This is a genomic window from Pseudoalteromonas luteoviolacea (assembly GCF_021654285.1).
GTDB lineage: Bacteria > Pseudomonadota > Gammaproteobacteria > Enterobacterales > Alteromonadaceae > Pseudoalteromonas > Pseudoalteromonas luteoviolacea_J.
This window is the reverse complement of sequence record NZ_JAKFZS010000003.1, coordinates 176,952-193,110: the sequence shown is the minus strand read 5'-3', so window position 1 is coordinate 193,110 and position 16,159 is coordinate 176,952. Positions and strand designations below refer to the sequence as shown.

Annotated in this window: 12 protein-coding genes; 7 read left to right on the top strand and 5 right to left on the bottom strand. The window is 41.6% G+C overall.

The window, feature by feature from the left end; all coding sequences use genetic code 11:
* Positions 1-73: 73 nt before the first annotated feature.
* The gene (locus tag L1077_RS03680; protein ID WP_237135634.1) at positions 74-1,459 is read left to right on the top strand and encodes a S41 family peptidase; all 1,386 of its coding nucleotides are present in this window, start codon (positions 74-76) and stop codon (positions 1,457-1,459) included.
* 617 nt (positions 1,460-2,076) lie between these two features.
* Here the strand turns inward: L1077_RS03680 and ubiK are convergent.
* Positions 2,077-2,340: a ubiquinone biosynthesis accessory factor UbiK gene (gene ubiK, locus L1077_RS03675; RefSeq protein ID WP_039607588.1), complete on the bottom strand. Its 264-nt coding sequence runs from the start codon at positions 2,338-2,340 to the stop codon at positions 2,077-2,079.
* A 188-nt stretch (positions 2,341-2,528) separates the two neighbouring features.
* Here ubiK and rep point away from each other — a divergent pair, with 188 nt between their 5' ends.
* Positions 2,529-4,541, top strand: coding sequence for a DNA helicase Rep (gene rep, locus L1077_RS03670; RefSeq protein ID WP_063362842.1), 2,013 nt, complete (start codon positions 2,529-2,531; stop codon positions 4,539-4,541).
* On the opposite strand, the gene L1077_RS03665 is transcribed toward rep, so the two are convergent.
* The 3 genes from L1077_RS03665 to elbB all read right to left on the bottom strand — a co-directional run bounded on the left by L1077_RS03665 (position 4,530) and on the right by elbB (position 8,509).
* Entirely contained in the window at positions 4,530-7,100 is a 2,571-nt protein-coding gene (locus L1077_RS03665; RefSeq protein WP_237135633.1) for a bifunctional diguanylate cyclase/phosphodiesterase, read from the bottom strand. The genes rep and L1077_RS03665 overlap by 12 nt on opposite strands.
* Positions 7,101-7,258: 158 nt before the next feature.
* The gene (locus tag L1077_RS03660; RefSeq protein ID WP_237135632.1) at positions 7,259-7,648 is read right to left on the bottom strand and encodes a c-type cytochrome; all 390 of its coding nucleotides are present in this window, start codon (positions 7,646-7,648) and stop codon (positions 7,259-7,261) included.
* A 207-nt stretch (positions 7,649-7,855) separates the two neighbouring features.
* Complete coding sequence (gene elbB, locus L1077_RS03655) at positions 7,856-8,509, bottom strand: isoprenoid biosynthesis glyoxalase ElbB (protein ID WP_237135631.1); 654 nt, start codon at positions 8,507-8,509, stop codon at positions 7,856-7,858.
* 421 nt (positions 8,510-8,930) lie between these two features.
* On the opposite strand from elbB, the gene polA reads away from it, so the two are divergent.
* From polA to L1077_RS03640, 3 genes are all read left to right on the top strand, one after another.
* Positions 8,931-11,681 carry a DNA polymerase I gene (gene polA, locus L1077_RS03650; protein ID WP_237135630.1) on the top strand — a complete coding sequence of 917 codons (2,751 nt, stop codon included), beginning with the start codon at positions 8,931-8,933 and terminating at the stop codon, positions 11,679-11,681.
* Between the two features lie 459 nt (positions 11,682-12,140).
* The gene (locus L1077_RS03645) at positions 12,141-12,707 is read left to right on the top strand and encodes a YceI family protein (RefSeq protein ID WP_237135629.1); all 567 of its coding nucleotides are present in this window, start codon (positions 12,141-12,143) and stop codon (positions 12,705-12,707) included.
* Positions 12,697-13,236 carry a DUF1285 domain-containing protein gene (locus L1077_RS03640; RefSeq protein ID WP_237135628.1) on the top strand — a complete coding sequence of 180 codons (540 nt, stop codon included), beginning with the start codon at positions 12,697-12,699 and terminating at the stop codon, positions 13,234-13,236. Before L1077_RS03645 ends, L1077_RS03640 begins: the two co-directional genes overlap by 11 nt.
* Here the strand turns inward: L1077_RS03640 and yihA are convergent.
* Entirely contained in the window at positions 13,233-13,877 is a 645-nt protein-coding gene (gene yihA / locus L1077_RS03635; protein ID WP_237135627.1) for a ribosome biogenesis GTP-binding protein YihA/YsxC, read from the bottom strand. The two genes, L1077_RS03640 and yihA, sit on opposite strands and share 4 nt — an antisense overlap.
* Positions 13,878-14,229: 352 nt before the next feature.
* Here yihA and L1077_RS03630 point away from each other — a divergent pair, with 352 nt between their 5' ends.
* Positions 14,230-14,862 (top strand): c-type cytochrome, encoded by a 633-nt coding sequence (locus L1077_RS03630; RefSeq protein ID WP_237135626.1) that lies wholly within the window; start codon positions 14,230-14,232, stop codon positions 14,860-14,862.
* A gap of 636 nt (positions 14,863-15,498) precedes the next feature.
* The gene (locus L1077_RS03625) at positions 15,499-16,149 is read left to right on the top strand and encodes a class I SAM-dependent methyltransferase (protein WP_237135625.1); all 651 of its coding nucleotides are present in this window, start codon (positions 15,499-15,501) and stop codon (positions 16,147-16,149) included.
* Positions 16,150-16,159: the final 10 nt, after the last annotated feature.

Sequence of the window (16,159 nt, the reverse complement as noted above, 5' to 3'; positions counted from 1 at the left end):
ATTTTATTTCATGGCTCAAAGATTGTAAATTGACAGTGTGCTTCTATAAAATTCTTAATAATTAAGGTGTTATATGAGAAAGATATTGATTGTATTAGGTGTGGCTTTATTAATGGCCTGTTCATCACCTCAACAAGTTAATCAATCGAAAACGACATTAATTTCTATTAATGCACTAAAAAGTGATCTTGTACAGTTAAAGGAACTATTAGATAGTACCCACCCTGATCCCCGCTTTACGATGGATGTAGAAGCTGCGAAGTTACATATAGATGAATTGTCAGAGGAGCTAGATACACCGCTCAGCCAATTGGAAGCATGGAAATATATGTCTCAACTTAATCCATTTTTCTCTGATGGTCATATGGCAATTTTTTATCCCGAATTAGATAAAAGCTATAAACAGCATATTGAAAACAGGGGACAACTTTTTCCTATTGATATACGGATCAGTAAATCGAACAAGCTTTACGTCAATACCAATAAATACGAGTCACTTGATATAACTTTTGGTGATGAAATAACAAAGATAAACGGCAATGCTGCAAGTGATGTGGTTGATACAATTTTAAGCCGGATGCATGGGGATTCTTTAATTCACCGTCAGGCTTTGGCTTCAGATAGATTTGCTAAGATGTTCTGGCTAATGTATGGCGACTCAGGTGCTTATCACTTTGAAATATATAGTGGCTCTAAGCAACGAGAGGTTGTGATTGATGGCGTTTTTGGCGAGCGTGATAAATCTATCTTCACCATAGATGACTTTGCCAGTCGAAAGATTTTAAATAACAATATTGGCTATTTGCGTATCGATAGATTCTATTATCCTCCTTATCTTGAAGAATCATTTTTTAAATTTATGGAAGAAACCTGGTTGGCATTTAAGCAAGCAAAAGTGCAAGACGTTATTATAGATGTACGCACCAACCCTGGTGGAACGGACCATTACTGGCAAAGAGGCATTGCGCCTTATGTCGCCTCAAAGCCATTTCCATTTATATCTAAATTTCAAATTCGCCTCACCGAACGCAATTTAAAGTTAGGACCCGTAAAAGGTGAATTAGGCACTATAGTGAGTGGTCCATATGAACCGCTGATACCTGTCTCGGGGAAAGAAAATCACAAAATTCCCGGTAAAGCTTATTTATTAATGGGGCCATTGAGTTACTCATCAACAATCTTGTTTTTAAGTGCATTTCAAGATGCTGCGCAAGCAGTAATTGTTGGTCAGCGAACAGGGGTTAGGTCATGTACTACAGGTAGAATTCAACCATTTCAATTGGCTGGGTCGCAACTGGAAGTGACCATACCAACCGCTATATTTACCCGTTCGGCCGGTGCAGTGAAATGTCATGACCCGATAGAGCCAGATATAATCTTACCTGTAAACGTCACTGAGCCTGACAATACAATTGCTGAGTTAGAGGAAATAATTATGAAGCAACGAATTAAAAGTTGACCCAAAATAATTGCCACTTAAATAACCGTTTAACTATTCCCTATTTACTTTATATTTAGGTTTCGTTGAGGGGATTTAGTACAGGGGCAAACTAGAGATTAACTCATGCAAAATGAAGCATTGGCAAGAACGTTAGTTTCGCAAGTTTGTCCTAGAGTGAACATTTCTTAAATCTAGTCAGTGAATATTTAGAGACACTTTAATTTTCCAAAAAGGGCAATCAAAGACTGATACCAAAAGCCCTTAGTTCCTCATTTGAGCCAACTTGATTTTTGAGGCGTTATCACAATATGCGTTCCCACCGAGGTGGAGATTGTCATCGATATGACAAGTCATGGATAGCACTCTATTTTTGTATTTCAGCCTTATTTCAAGGCTTATCCTAGATAGCGTTTATATTTTTTGATAAAGCAAAATACAAGCATACCAAGGCAGGGAAAATGTTGTTATGGTTTGGTGGAATGTAGATGGGAAGAAGGTTATTACTTGAGTCCCAAGTAGTGGGGAGAGTAAAGATATCTAGTTAAATTGTGCATCTAATGAGCTTTCTAGGTGACGTCTTATTCACATCAAGCACGTTAAAAACGTGCTTGATGTCGTTTTCAAAACTTAAAGTCTTATTCAGCGTCGCTTTGCTTTTCTAGTTTTGCTTCTAATTCTGCTACTTTGGCTTCTAGCTCAGTGAGCTTTTCGCGTGTTCTGATCAACACTTTACTTTGAATATCAAACTCTTCACGACTGACAAAATCCATTTCGGTCAATTTTGTTTGAATTGCTTGCTTGGTTTTCGCTTCGAAAGTTTCTGCTAAATTACGCACACCTTGTGGCATGTTGCTTGAGATCTGCTTTGCGATCTCTTCGATTTTTGCTGGGTTTATCATGTCAGTGCCTTATAGCTAGTTGATACGCAATATCTTACCGTAAACTAGAATATCGATAAATGCATTTTAATCTCTGTTACGTATCTAAATGTGTCTACGTTCAATCATAATCAAAACATTGCAAATTGGTATTGTGGCATGAATAAGATAAACTAAGCGGCTCCAGTTGCTCAGGGTACACGCCTTTTATGAAACTCAATCCCAAACAAGATGAAGCCGTTAAATATATTAGTGGTCCATGCCTCGTATTAGCAGGGGCTGGCTCGGGGAAAACCCGCGTAATCACAAATAAAATAGCGTATTTGGTACAGCAGTGTGAATATAAAGCACGCAACATTGCGGCGGTAACATTCACCAATAAAGCGGCCAAAGAGATGCGTGAGCGTGTATCTCAAACACTGGGAAAGCAAGACGCAAAAGGGCTTTGGATTTCAACATTTCATACCTTGGGTTTAAACATCATCAAAAAAGAAGTTAAAACACTGGGATTTAAACCCGGCTTTTCACTGTTTGATGATCAAGATACCAACCAGTTGCTATCAGAGTTAACGGAAAAAGAACTCGAAAAAGACAAAGATTTACTCAACTTATTGAAGATGCAAATTGGCAACTGGAAAAATGATTTGATCTTGCCTGAGCGTGCCATTAGGGAAGCGCGTGAACCGCAAAAAGCGTTGTTTGCACAATTATATGCGCGTTATCAAACTCAGCTTCGTGCATATAATGCCCTGGACTTTGATGATCTGATCATGATCCCAACCTTACTCCTTGGCAGCTCCGCAGAGGTGAGAGAGCGCTGGCAGAATCAGTTTAGATACTTGCTGGTGGATGAATATCAAGACACCAATACCAGTCAATATCAGCTGGTGAAATTGCTGGTGGGTGAGCGCGCTCGCTTTACTGTGGTTGGTGATGATGATCAGTCTATCTATTCATGGCGTGGTGCCAAACCGCAGAACTTGGTGTTATTGAGTAAAGACTACCCGGGCCTGAGGTTAATTAAGCTAGAGCAAAATTACCGAAGTGCTGGGCGCATATTAAAATCCGCTAACATCTTGATTGCCAATAACCCACATGAATTTGATAAAAAACTATTCAGTGAATTGGGTTATGGTGACCCACTGCGTGTGATTGCTACCCGTGATGAAGAGCATGAGGCTGAGCGGGTGGTGGCTGAGATCATTTCGCATAAATTCATGAAGCGCACTAGTTATAAAGATTATGCCATCTTATATCGCGGCAACCACCAAGCGCGTGTGTTTGAAAAAGCCCTCATGGCCAACCGCATTCCTTACAAGATCAGCGGTGGGATGTCATTTTTTGCTCGCAGTGAAATTAAAGACATCATGGCATATCTACGACTATTGGTAAATCAGGATGATGACAATGCATTTTTGCGTATCGTTAACACACCAAGACGTGAAATTGGCCCTGTGACGCTCGAAAAGCTAGGCAGCTTAGCCAACGACAAACATATTAGTTTGTTTGAGGCGTGTTTTGACCCTGAATTGACACAACGCTTAACTGGCAAAGGGTTTAACGCCTTGGCAGGCTTTGCACGCTGGGTCGTGGAGCTAAGTGATCGTGCTGTAAGAGGTGATACGCTCGAAGCGGTGAAAGATATGATCCGTGAGATCAATTATGAGACCTATTTATATGAGTCTTCAACCAGTGCAAAAGCGGCAGAGATGCGCATGAAGAATGTCTCTGAATTGTATCGTTGGATCAGTGACATGCTGACAGGGGATGCAGATAATCCGCCGATGACATTATCTGAAGTAGTAACAAAGTTAACGCTCAGAGATATGCTAGAGCGCAATGAAGAAGAAGATGAAAGTGATGCTGTACAATTGCTGACTTTACACGCTTCAAAAGGTCTGGAATATCCGCATGTCTTTATGGTGGGTATGGAAGAGGGGTTATTACCGCATCAAACCAGCATTGATGAAGATAATGTCGAAGAAGAAAGGCGTTTAGCGTACGTGGGGATCACCCGAGCGCAGCAAACGTTGACTATGACCTATGCCAAAAGCCGCCGTCAATTTGGTGAGCAGATCACCCCAGAGCTGAGCCGTTTTGTACAAGAGCTGCCACAAGATGATTTGCAATTTGAAGGCAAAAAAGCGGTGGTATCTCAGTCTGAGCGAATGGAAAAAGGTCAAGCGCGTGTCGCTAACTTACGCGCGATGTTAAAACGTTAGTGTCTCTTGCTCGTCAATGCCTGTGCTGTTTTGGCGAGCACTCTTTAAATTTTGTTGCTTGCCAAAAAACAGTTTTAGGCCATGTTTTTCTAATAAGCTTCTGAAGTTTAAGATGGCGGGTCCCTTTGCAATCACTTGTACAGATTTTAATCTGGTGATCGCCAATATTCCTTGTAACTGAATATCATAGCTGTTTTGCTGTAAAACACGTTTACTAAATACTGAACTCAATAAGACATATTTAAAATCAATACTGCTTAAAAAGGCAAGATCGCAGCGCTCTTTGGCGAAATCATTGAGGCCAATGTTTACCCCTAATTGTGGCAGTTCTTTGAGGTTTTCTAGTTGGACACTAGAGGCATAACGGACTTCACTTTCATCAAACATGAGGCAAAGCTGGGTTGTGTTGTGTGCAAGCATTTGCTTGAGCGTCGCAAAGGAGGATGACTCTAGAATGATGGTTGAACATGCGAATAACACGTCTTGATCATAGTTTTGCGCTATCTTGAGCGCCTTTTCTAGTAAGCCCAATTCGATGTCTAAATGCTCATCTTTCGCAGCAGCAAATTTTTTCAGCATATCAAAGCTGGTACTGCCGAGTACTGGATGCTCACCAAATGCTTCTAACGTAATGATCTGTGTCGAGTGATTGGTAAAGTCAACCACCTCTGTACTTCTAAAATGTGTCGGTAGCGCTGTTAAATGATGTTGCTCTTCAGGTTTGTTGTTGTTACTTGTAGACGCTGTTAATAACGGATGATAAAACTCATATCGGCCGCGCCCCGCATTTTTCGCGTAGTACATGGCTGCATCCGCATCACGAATGATCTCGTCGGTATTTTTGTACTTTTTATTGCTGTAGGTGATGCCGATACTGGCGCCGCTTTGCATACACACGCCTTTCATACAAAAGGGTTGCTGCATCACGCGAATAAGGCGTTTTGCCACATCTTCGGCTTGCTGTTTATCGGTTAAGTGGTCTAATAAAATGACAAATTCATCACCCGCAAGACGTGCAAGTAAATCGTGTTCACGAATACATTCTGCAAATGCGGTACTGACCCAGATTAAAAACTGATCGCCTGCTTGGTGCCCCAGCTCATCATTGATCACTTTAAACTTGTCTAGATCGATAAACAACACGGCAAAGTTATGCTCAGGATAACGTTGATATTTTTGCAGTGTTTTTTCAAGCTGAGTTAAAAATAAACTGCGATTTGGCAATGATGTGAGCGGATCATGATGCGCGTCATGATAGAGTTGCTGTTCAATTTTTTTACGCTCTTCAATTTGCATTTGCAGGTGCAAATTGGTTTGCCTGAGCGCTTTTGTCTTCTCTGCAACGCGATGTTCAAGCTCTTGGTTGCTGGCTTTGAGTGCCTGATTAGCCAAGTGGGTTTGCAGTACCGAGGCGATTTGGTTTGATACAAAAGAGATCAGCTCAACATCTTCATGATTGTATTCGTATTCATAGTTATAAGCTTGGCAAGCAATTAAACCGATCACCCCTTTGGCCGTTTTGAGCGGTGCCCCTAGCCAACTTGTGGCAGTTTCCAAGTCGTCGTAATCCGGTGGGCGTTTGACAACTCCGCCTTCAATTAAAATTGCTGCGCGCTGGGTGTCGATAAGCTGGCTTCGCTCAGTGGTGATGACAAGCTCACTATATCCTTTAGCAAAGGGCCTTGGGCGATATTCAGTGACTTCATCAACACAGTAGGGGAAACTCAGCCAATTTGAACCCGTATCATGCAAAGCGATATAGAGGTTGTTAGCAAAGGTAATGGAGCGAATGATTTTATGTACTTGCTTGTACACATCATCAATGTCGCTAAACTGGGTTGCCAGCTCAGAAATCTTAAATAAGATTTGCTGTCGCTCTAAGGCACGCTTACGTTGCTCAATTTCTTTATTGAGTGCGTCATTACTCTGCATCAGCGCACGTGTGCGGATCTTGACTTCTGATTCGAGTAACTCACGCTTTTTGACGCGCTCAATCGCCGTAGCTAGGTATAAAGACATCACCTCAAGAAGCTCAATCTGATGTTCGCTGTAAGCTTGTTGAGGTTGATAGCTCTGGGATACCATCACACCAATGATGTTTTTATCTCGAAATATCGGTACGCCTACCCAATGTTCAGCTGGGCTGCCTAGGGCTTTAAATTTGCAGTCATCGATCATGTGCTGCATTTCATCTTTGGTTAGATACAGCACCTTTTTAGTATTAAAGACATAGCCAGTTACCCCTTGATCAAAATGATGTGACTCATGTAACGGCACAGAAATGCCATCTTTTTCATCAACAAAATAAGAGAGTTCAAGTGTCTGGGTAAACTGGTTTTGCAGCACAACATAGAAGCTTTTACTGGGCAGGTGTTGCTCTAAGATACTATGAATTGCGGGGTATAAAAGGGTTAGCTCGGCAACTGTACTAGCCTGCTCAGAAAGCTGTATCAAGGCATGTTGCAAGTGATAGTTTTGTTTGTATTTTTTCAACAAGGACTCTAAGCGTCGATTCTTACGAGTCAGCTTGCGAATTGCAACGTCGTTTGGATCTTCCAATGATAAAACCAAAGGCTGTTATTGTTTATTTATTAAACTTTATATTTTCACTTTTGACTTGAGGGGTCAAGTGCAAAATGTTAATTCAGTTACTAGACAAACATTTTGCACTAATAGAGACAAATATGCGAGGGTTTGTCTCTATTTTTTAAACGGTTTTATTTTAGCATGAAGTCGATAGCAGCTTGGATTTCTTCGTCGCTACAATCCATACAAGTGCCTTTTGGTGGCATTGCATTGAATCCATTGATGGCGTGGTCAAGCAGTACGTCAGGACCTTTACTTAAACGCGCAGCCCAATCATCCGCTGTTTTTGGCGCACCCAGTGCACCTGTACCATGGCAGGCAAAACAAGAGGCTTGGTAGATTTGCTCACCAGAGCGTGGGCCCGATGGTGCTGCGGCTGCAGTGTCTTGTGCACCCGCTAAATAGACTGAACCTATCGGCGCTAATCGCTTTTTGATGGCTTCTTCGGTTAGAGAATTATCATACGGCTGGGCGACGGCGGCCGTGGATAGCATTAAGAGTGCTGCTGACAGTTTCTTCATTTACCTTGCTCACTTCAAATTTAATGTCTTCGATCACGAAGCACGACGGATGACGGTTCCTAATTGAGTATAACGTCACCACCAAATTAGTTAAAATTTAAACTTGATCTTAAGCGTATAAAAAACATCTTTTATTGCGTTAGGGCAAAGATTTGGTCGTTTATGCTTAAAACCAAGCAAATTTATTGTGAGCAAGTAATTGCGCGTTTAATCGATCAGTTGTGCGAGGCGTTTTATTGCTTTTTCGATGCCCGCTGATGCTTCAACGATGTTACTTGCCAGCATGTACGCAGGCGTACTAATTACTTTTTGCTGCTCGTCGACAACAATGTCTGTAACCGCACATTCTACGTGCTCAGCGCCGAGCGCATTCACAGCCGCAGCAGTGTCAGCATCTGTGCCAATGGTTGCTTTCGTACCTGGTTGATGAATATGGCCGATCAGAGCTGGTGCAATACATAGATACGTGACCGGCTTCTCTTTGCTGTTGAATTGCTGACATATTGATTTAAGTGACTCAAGCACTTGTGACTGTGCGCCTTTGAACGCAAAATCAGATAAGTTTTTAGCAACGCCAAATCCACCTGGGATCACTAAGGCAGCAAAATCATCCACGTTAAGCTCTGCTAAATCTTGAATTTCTCCACGTGCAATACGTGCAGCTTCAGTTAATACATTGCGAGATTCCGCTTGCTCTTCACCGGTTATATGATTAATAACATGATACTGTTCAATATTTGGGGCAAAGCAGCGGTATGCAATGCCTTGCTGTGCTAGATGAAGCATGGTCAATACAGATTCATGGATCTCTGCACCATCAAATACTCCACAACCACTAAAAATGATTGCTACTTGTTTCATTTTTTATCTCCTAAGGCTTATTGTGCCTACTATATTCAATGTAAGGTGACCAACTGTGAAAAAAAATATAAAGGATCTGCTTTGATCTTTGATCATTTATGTTAGTATACGCGTCCGCTCGAAATAACGGGTCGTTTTATCACCAGTTCTCTATGGTGAAAAATACATGAGTTAATACATTTCCACAAATTCATATTTTATTGTATGAAATTTAGTTTGTGTATTTTACTATATTTATCAGTGCGTTGTATGTATTAGAACACTAGCTTTAATTTATCGCTGGTGCCTTTCTTATGTTTATCTACAAAGTTATCCACAGTTTTTCCTTGTTAAGTTTCATTGCACTCCTCTCGTTTTATGCTATGCCTTGTGGCATCCTTAGCGAGTTATTCAATTTCATTTATTAGGATCCAAAAATATTATGCCTCAGATCCCAGAAAACCCTTTAATTTTGGTGGATGGTTCTTCCTATTTATTCCGCGCTTATCATGCGCCACCGCATTTGACAAATTCTCAGGGGGAAGCCACTGGCGCAATCTATGGGGTAATCAATATGCTTAAGAGCTTACTTAAGCAATTTGATCCTAGCCACATGGTCGTGATATTTGATGCTAAAGGGCCAACGTTCAGAAATGATATGTATTCTGAGTACAAGGCAAATCGCCCGCCGATGCCCGATGATTTGCGTACGCAGATTGAGCCAATCCATGAGATCATAAAAGCAATGGGTCTGCCACTGGTCAGTATTGCTGGTGTCGAAGCAGATGACGTTATTGGTACTTTCTCTCGTATTGCTTCTGAGCAAAAGCGTCATGTTTTGATAAGTACGGGTGATAAAGACATGGCTCAGTTAGTTAATGAGCATGTGACGTTAATCAATACAATGACGGATACGGTTTTAGATCCGGCAGGCGTGGTGGATAAGTTTGGTATTGGTCCTGAGCTGATCATTGATTTCCTTGCCTTGATGGGTGACAAGGTCGATAACATTCCTGGCGTGCCAGGCGTTGGTGAAAAAACGGCGTTGGCAATGTTACAAGGCCTAGGCTCAATTACCACGCTTTACGATAACCTAGATGAAATTGCACCACTTGGTTTTCGTGGCTCAAAAAGCATGGCGAAAAAGCTAGAAGAGCATAAAGCTCAGCTTGAGCTTTCATATGAGCTAGCGACCATCAAACTGGATTGTGATGTTGAGGAAGAGCTCGATACATTTAAAATCCAACCGATGGACAAAGATCGATTGGTTGAGTTATACGGTCAATGTGAGTTCAAGCGTTGGTTGAGTGAACTGCTCGATGGTAAGTCAGCAGCGGACAGCAAAGCGCCAGCGGCTGTCGCAGCGCAACAGCCAGAGATTGAAGGCAATTATGAAACAATTTTAACGGTTGAGCAGTTAAAAGTTTGGGTGGAAAAGCTCAAGGGCGCAGATGTTTTTGCCTTTGACACTGAAACAACCAGTCTAGATTACATGCAGGCAGACTTGGTGGGTATGAGCTTCGCGGTTGAAGCTGGTGAAGCGGCGTATTTACCTTTAACGCACGACTATATGGGTGCGCCTGAACAGTTAGATAAAGACTTGGTGTTTGAACATTTACAGCCGATCTTAGAAGATGAAAGCATTAAAAAAGTAGGGCAAAATTTAAAGTATGATAAAAGCGTACTGGCCCGTGCGGGTATCACATTAAATGGCATCGCATTTGATACTATGCTTGAGTCTTATGTCTTTAACAGTGTGGGTACCAGACATGATATGGACTCATTGGCACTGAAGTATTTAGGCCACAAAAATATCAGCTTTGAAGATATCGCTGGCAAGGGTAAAAAGCAGCTTACATTCAATCAAATAGAGCTTGATAAAGCGGCGCCTTATGCAGCTGAAGATGCCGATATTACGCTTCGGTTGCACCAGCATTTATGGCCGCTATTAGAGAAAGAGTCGAGTCTAGTGGGTGTGTTTAAGGATATTGAATTGCCATTGATCAATGTTCTTTCTGATATGGAGCGAACGGGCGTTCAAATTGACAGCACCATGCTAGGTGAACAAAGCTTAGAAATTGAAAAGCGCTTAGCAGAGCTAGAACAAGAAGCATATACCTTGGCTGAAGAAGAGTTTAACTTAAGCTCCACAAAGCAATTACAAGCAATCTTGTTTGAAAAGCTTGGGTTGCCAATTTTGAAGAAAACACCAAAAGGTGCACCTTCTACCGCTGAGGAAGTGCTACAGGAATTAGCGCATGATTATCCTTTGCCAAAGCTCATCATCGAACACCGTGGCTTGGCAAAGTTGAAGTCGACCTATACAGACAAATTACCAAAGCTGGTTAACGCGGATACGCAACGTGTACACACTTCATATCATCAAGCTGTGACTGCAACAGGTCGTTTAAGCTCCAGCGATCCGAACTTGCAAAACATTCCAATTCGTAATGAAGCAGGGCGTCGGATCCGCCAAGCGTTTGTCGCAGATCAAGGGCATGTGATTTTAGCGGCCGACTACAGCCAAATTGAGCTGAGAATTATGGCGCACTTATCTCAGGATAAAGGTTTGCTAAGCGCATTTGCGCAAGGCAAAGATGTGCATAGTGCAACGGCTTCAGAAGTATTTTCAGTGCCACTGGAAGAAGTGACCTCGGATATGCGCCGAAAAGCGAAAGCGGTAAACTTTGGCTTGATCTACGGTATGAGTGCATTTGGTCTTGCGCGCCAGTTAGATATCCCACGTAATGAAGCACAGCATTATATGGATAAATACTTTGAGCGCTTCCCGGGTGTTTTAGAGTATATGGAGAGCACGCGTGAAAAGGCGGCTGAGCAAGGGTATGTTGAGACGTTGTTTGGTCGTCGTCTTTATTTACCTGATATTAAGGCACGTAACGGTGCGCGTCGTAAAGCTGCTGAACGTGCTGCAATCAATGCACCAATGCAGGGAACCGCTGCTGATATCATTAAAAAAGCCATGATCAAAGTACATCAGTGGCTGCAAACACATAGCCAAGATGAAATTAAGCTATTAATGCAAGTACACGATGAATTGGTTTTTGAGATCAGCGCCGATAAGGTTGATGAATTTAGCGAGAAAATTTGCAGCTTAATGAGCGAAGCTGCGCAATTAGATGTGCCGCTTGTGGTGGAAGCCGACCACGGTGAAAACTGGGAACAAGCCCATTAATTAACTGCTTATTAGCGTTTACACATAAAAGCATGGCCTAGCCATGCTTTTTTATTTTCCTTGCATAAAACCCCCTCTGTGTCCCGAATTAGCTGGGTTGGTGTAAAGTTAACGTAAAAAACATCACTCTTTTGTTTAATATTTATCAAATTGGCTCGTTATTTGCTTTGTGCTGTTTATTTCTAGATGGCTATTTGCTAAAGTTCGCCGCGTCCTCATCCTGTAGGACATCCTGTTGATGATGTATCTCTCGAAAGAGGATACTGTGTATTGATAGCTTCTCCCCAGATTGCTATAACGGCTCGTAAAAGGTTTATACGAGCCGGCTTTTCTCTTTGTAATAATATCTGACAGTCTTTTAAAAGTTCGCCATATCAAATATTGATCAGTAGGTGTAAATCTAACTCTCTCCATATTTATTTGTTAAGATGTGAAAAATTTTACAAATAGGAATATGTCATGCTTAAGCCTTTTCTTTTGGGTAGCTTATGCTTAATGTCTCAAGCGGTGCCCGCTTGGCAGCTAAATAATGAGCTGAGTGATTTGAGCTTCACCTCTATAAAATTAAATAGTGTTGCTGAGAATCATCATTTCACATCACTGTCTGGCGAGATCACTGAGTTAGGCCAGTTGAGTATAGAGATTGATTTGAGCAGTATTGAATCTCTGATCCCAATCAGAAATGAGCGCATGAAAAAAGTGCTTTTTGATGTTTCTCAATATCAAACAGCAACCATTAAGGCTGACATTAAGCCATGGTTATCCCAGCTCAATACGGGTCCTCAAGTGCTTAAAGCAGTACCAGTTACACTTAATTTGCATGGTAAAAGCTTGGTGTTAAAGCTGGATCTTATGGTGAACAAACAGACAAGAACATTGCAAGTATCACCACTGCGTGCAGTACTGATTAATAGCCGTGATTTTGACCTGACTGATGGGATTGAAGTCTTACGCAAGTTGGCAGGTTTAACTAGCATCGCACAAACTGTTCCTGTGACATTTAATTTGGTTTTTCATGACAGATAAACTGGAACAGTTAATAGCGCACTATGTGTCTGCACATTCACCGACGGAGCATTGGCAAGCTGGAGAGTGTGGTGTAGGCACATTTTTAATTGATGGCGCAGGACGTTGGTTTCATCAAGGGGATGAGATTAAACGTCTCGCATTGGTGCGCTTATTTGCCAGTGTGCTCAGTTGTGAGCAGGGTGAATATACTCTGAAAACGCCGTCTGAAACATGTCCAGTCACTGTAGAAGAAAGTCCATTTATTATTGTTGCTTGGCATGTGTCTGAAGTTGCACAGCAATATAAGGTTGAGCCAACGATTATCTGCGAAGATAATTTGGGTAGGCTATGGCCTATCTGTAAGGCATTTCCTTTGTACATGGCAGAGTATAAAGACCAGCAAGTTCCGCATTTACAGCTAAATTATGGGTTGTGCGCGCGTGTTGAGCGCAATGTCTATTATCAATGGGTAGAGATTGCGAAGTACAATGAGCAACGACAGTCGATGACATTGCACTCCGCAGGACAGGCGTACGAGCTAACCTAGTTGTTTGGCTCGTTATCGTCCGCTTCTTCTTTTACATAAGGTCCTAGGAACCAATCATCGAGCTGCCAAGCAAGCTCTTTTAGTCCAAGTCCTTTTAACGATGAAAAGGCATGCACAGTGATATCGCCGTCTAGTTCAGAAAGGGCTTTTCGTACTTGTAAAACTTCGGCTTTGCGTTTGCCTTGCTTTAATTTGTCCGCTTTTGTCAGCAGTGCAAGTACCGGAATATTACTTCCTACAGCCCAATTGATGAGATCCATATCTAAATCTTTCATAGGGTGGCGGATATCCATTAAAACCACAATGCCTTTTAGGCTCTGTCTTTTTTGCAAATATTCGCCTAAAGACTTCTGCCATTTCTTCTTCATCTCAATGGGGACTTTAGCAAAACCGTAACCAGGTAAGTCAATCAGGCGCTTGTCTTCATCGAGAGCAAAGGTATTGATCAACTGGGTACGGCCAGGGGTTTTACTGGTGCGTGCCAATTTTTGATCTGTCAATGTATTCAAAGCACTAGACTTGCCAGCGTTAGAACGCCCAGCAAATGCGACCTCTATGCCACTGTCTGCAGGTAGGCGGGTAATATCAGGTGCGCTGGTGATGAAAGTAGCGCGGTTATATGGCATACGAGATTTTAACACTCTAACTCCTAGGCGGATTGCTTGATTCTTTAATTCATACCTATTTTATTACATCTGGCACACAATGCAAAAGCTGAGAAAGTCGGCAATTTTTAGCAGCGTCAAGAGAATTTCTGGACTAAGTTTAATCTATGTCAATTACCTATAAATTAGCAGTTTTATAATAGCCACTAAGCATGGCGGGGCTTTTTTTATCGTGTAGTATCTAAATATTACAAGGTAAAGCAATAAACATTGAGCGTCACTTAATAAATTTAAGTCAATGTGCACAGATTAGTATCTGTTTATTTCGGTGAAATTTAGCGTATTTCATTTAAACAGATAGTTACAGGGTCGGAACAGAGAATTTACCATGAAAAAAATAGCATTATCTTTAACTATGCTGCTTGGCACGCTGTCATTCAACAGCGCAGTAGCATTCGATGGGGACGCCGAAGCTGGTAAGGCTAAGGCGGCAACGTGTGCAGCATGTCATGGACCAAATGGCAACGCCCCTGTAACCATGTATCCAAAAATTGCAGGTCAGCATGCTGATTATATGTATAAACAGCTCAAAGAGTTTAAGTTGGGTATGACATCAGGTGGTGCTAAAGGCCGTATGGATCCAGTGATGAGTGGCATGGCCATGCCGTTGTCGGATCAAGACATGAAAGATTTGTCAGCCTATTTTGCAAGTATGCCAATGAGTGCAGGCACAACCCCAGAAGACGTTGTTCAAACTGGTCAAAAGCTATACCGAGCGGGTGATGCTGAGCGAGGGATCCCTTCGTGTATGGCATGTCATGGCCCAAGAGGTAATGGGACATCTTTGGCGCAATTCCCGAAAATTTCGTTTCAACATCCTGAATATATCAAGGCTCAGCTTATCAAGTTCCGTGATGGTACTCGGGGCAACGATGCTAATGGTATGATGAGGGATATCGCTGCAAAATTGACAGACAAAGATATTGAGATTTTGTCAAAGTATTTGGGCGGTTTGCACTAAAGTCGTATTTGGTTTTACGTAATATGACGTAAACTTTTAGTATTGAAAAAGGCAACGTGATCGTTGCCTTTTTTTGATCTGTACTTTGTGAGATATATCTCACTTTTGATGTGGGATAATGGCGTTCCTAATTTGTAGGACTTAACGCAAATTAAATATGTATTTATTTGTAAGTGTATGTATTTATTTTGTTTTTAATTTACCTTCTGTTGCCTAGGTAATAATTTTGTTATTGATTAGTTGTAAGTATTTAAAATAAGCGTAGATTAATCCCTGTCGTCAAGACAATACAAAAACAGGGACAATGCGAAACGGAAGCGTAGACGGCAATTTTAAGTATTCATTTGAATACAACTAAACAAGGATGAGTACAAAAGCGTTAGGAAGACCGAAAATAAAAAAAGCAATGGAAGTTTGATAACAAAAACAATATGGATAGCACCACGGAAGTAACAATAAAAACAAAATGGATGATAAATAATAAGAAAAATAAAGACTAAAAGTCGAAGGGAGAAGTGTCCGGATTGAGACGCTCAGATTAGCAGGCGGTAGAGAGTAATCTCTGCCGTCTTTTTATTTGTACACTTTTTAATTGCTGTTACAATACCCCTTTTAAGCAGGTTTGGTTCATCACCTTTGCAAAATCCACAAACGCTTCAATGTGGCCTCTGTGAATCAGAGTCGCTAGAACACTATCATCGGGACAAATTTCGTGATTATTGGCAGTGTCAGCACTGTAAGTTAGTCAGTGTCGCGCCATGCGACAGATTATCTCCGCAAGAAGAAAAAGCCATTTATGATAGTCATGAAAATGATTTACATGATATGGGCTATCGTCGTTTTCTGTCGCGGGTATTCGAACCGATTAACGCGCGTTTGCAAAATCATCAACAAGGGCTTGATTTTGGTTGTGGTCCAGGGCCTTTATTGGCCAAGATGTTTCAAGAAGCGGGGCACTCAGTCGCCTTGTATGATTTATATTATGCAAATACCCCAGCGGTTTTAAATGCGCAATATGATTTTATAACATGCACGGAAGTGATTGAGCATATAGCGCAGCCCAAAGCGGTATTTGAACAGCTAGTGGCGATGCTGAAGCCTCAGGCTCCCCTTGCAATGATGACCAAGCTTGTCATAGATCCAACACGTTTTGCATCTTGGCATTATAAAAATGACCAAACACATATTTCATTTTTTAGTCGCGAAACGTTTGAGTATGTAGCAAAGCAATTTGGCACCAAGCTAGAGTTTATTGGGAATGACGTTATCATTCTAAGTAAGCAATAGTCGGTTAAAG

What these genes read in the sequence shown, in the direction of transcription:
- L1077_RS03660 (WP_237135632.1), bottom strand. Translation starts at nt 7,648, where the DNA reads ATGAAGAAACTGTCAGCAGCACTCTTAATGCTATCCACGGCCGCCGTC.
- L1077_RS03640 (WP_237135628.1), top strand. Translation starts at nt 12,697, where the DNA reads ATGACAGATAAACTGGAACAGTTAATAGCGCACTATGTGTCTGCACAT.
- elbB (WP_237135631.1), bottom strand. Translation starts at nt 8,509, where the DNA reads ATGAAACAAGTAGCAATCATTTTTAGTGGTTGTGGAGTATTTGATGGT.
- L1077_RS03645 (WP_237135629.1), top strand. Translation starts at nt 12,141, where the DNA reads ATGCTTAAGCCTTTTCTTTTGGGTAGCTTATGCTTAATGTCTCAAGCG.
- L1077_RS03680 (WP_237135634.1), top strand. Translation starts at nt 74, where the DNA reads ATGAGAAAGATATTGATTGTATTAGGTGTGGCTTTATTAATGGCCTGT.
- ubiK (WP_039607588.1), bottom strand. Translation starts at nt 2,340, where the DNA reads ATGATAAACCCAGCAAAAATCGAAGAGATCGCAAAGCAGATCTCAAGC.
- rep (WP_063362842.1), top strand. Translation starts at nt 2,529, where the DNA reads ATGAAACTCAATCCCAAACAAGATGAAGCCGTTAAATATATTAGTGGT.
- polA (WP_237135630.1), top strand. Translation starts at nt 8,931, where the DNA reads ATGCCTCAGATCCCAGAAAACCCTTTAATTTTGGTGGATGGTTCTTCC.
- L1077_RS03630 (WP_237135626.1), top strand. Translation starts at nt 14,230, where the DNA reads ATGAAAAAAATAGCATTATCTTTAACTATGCTGCTTGGCACGCTGTCA.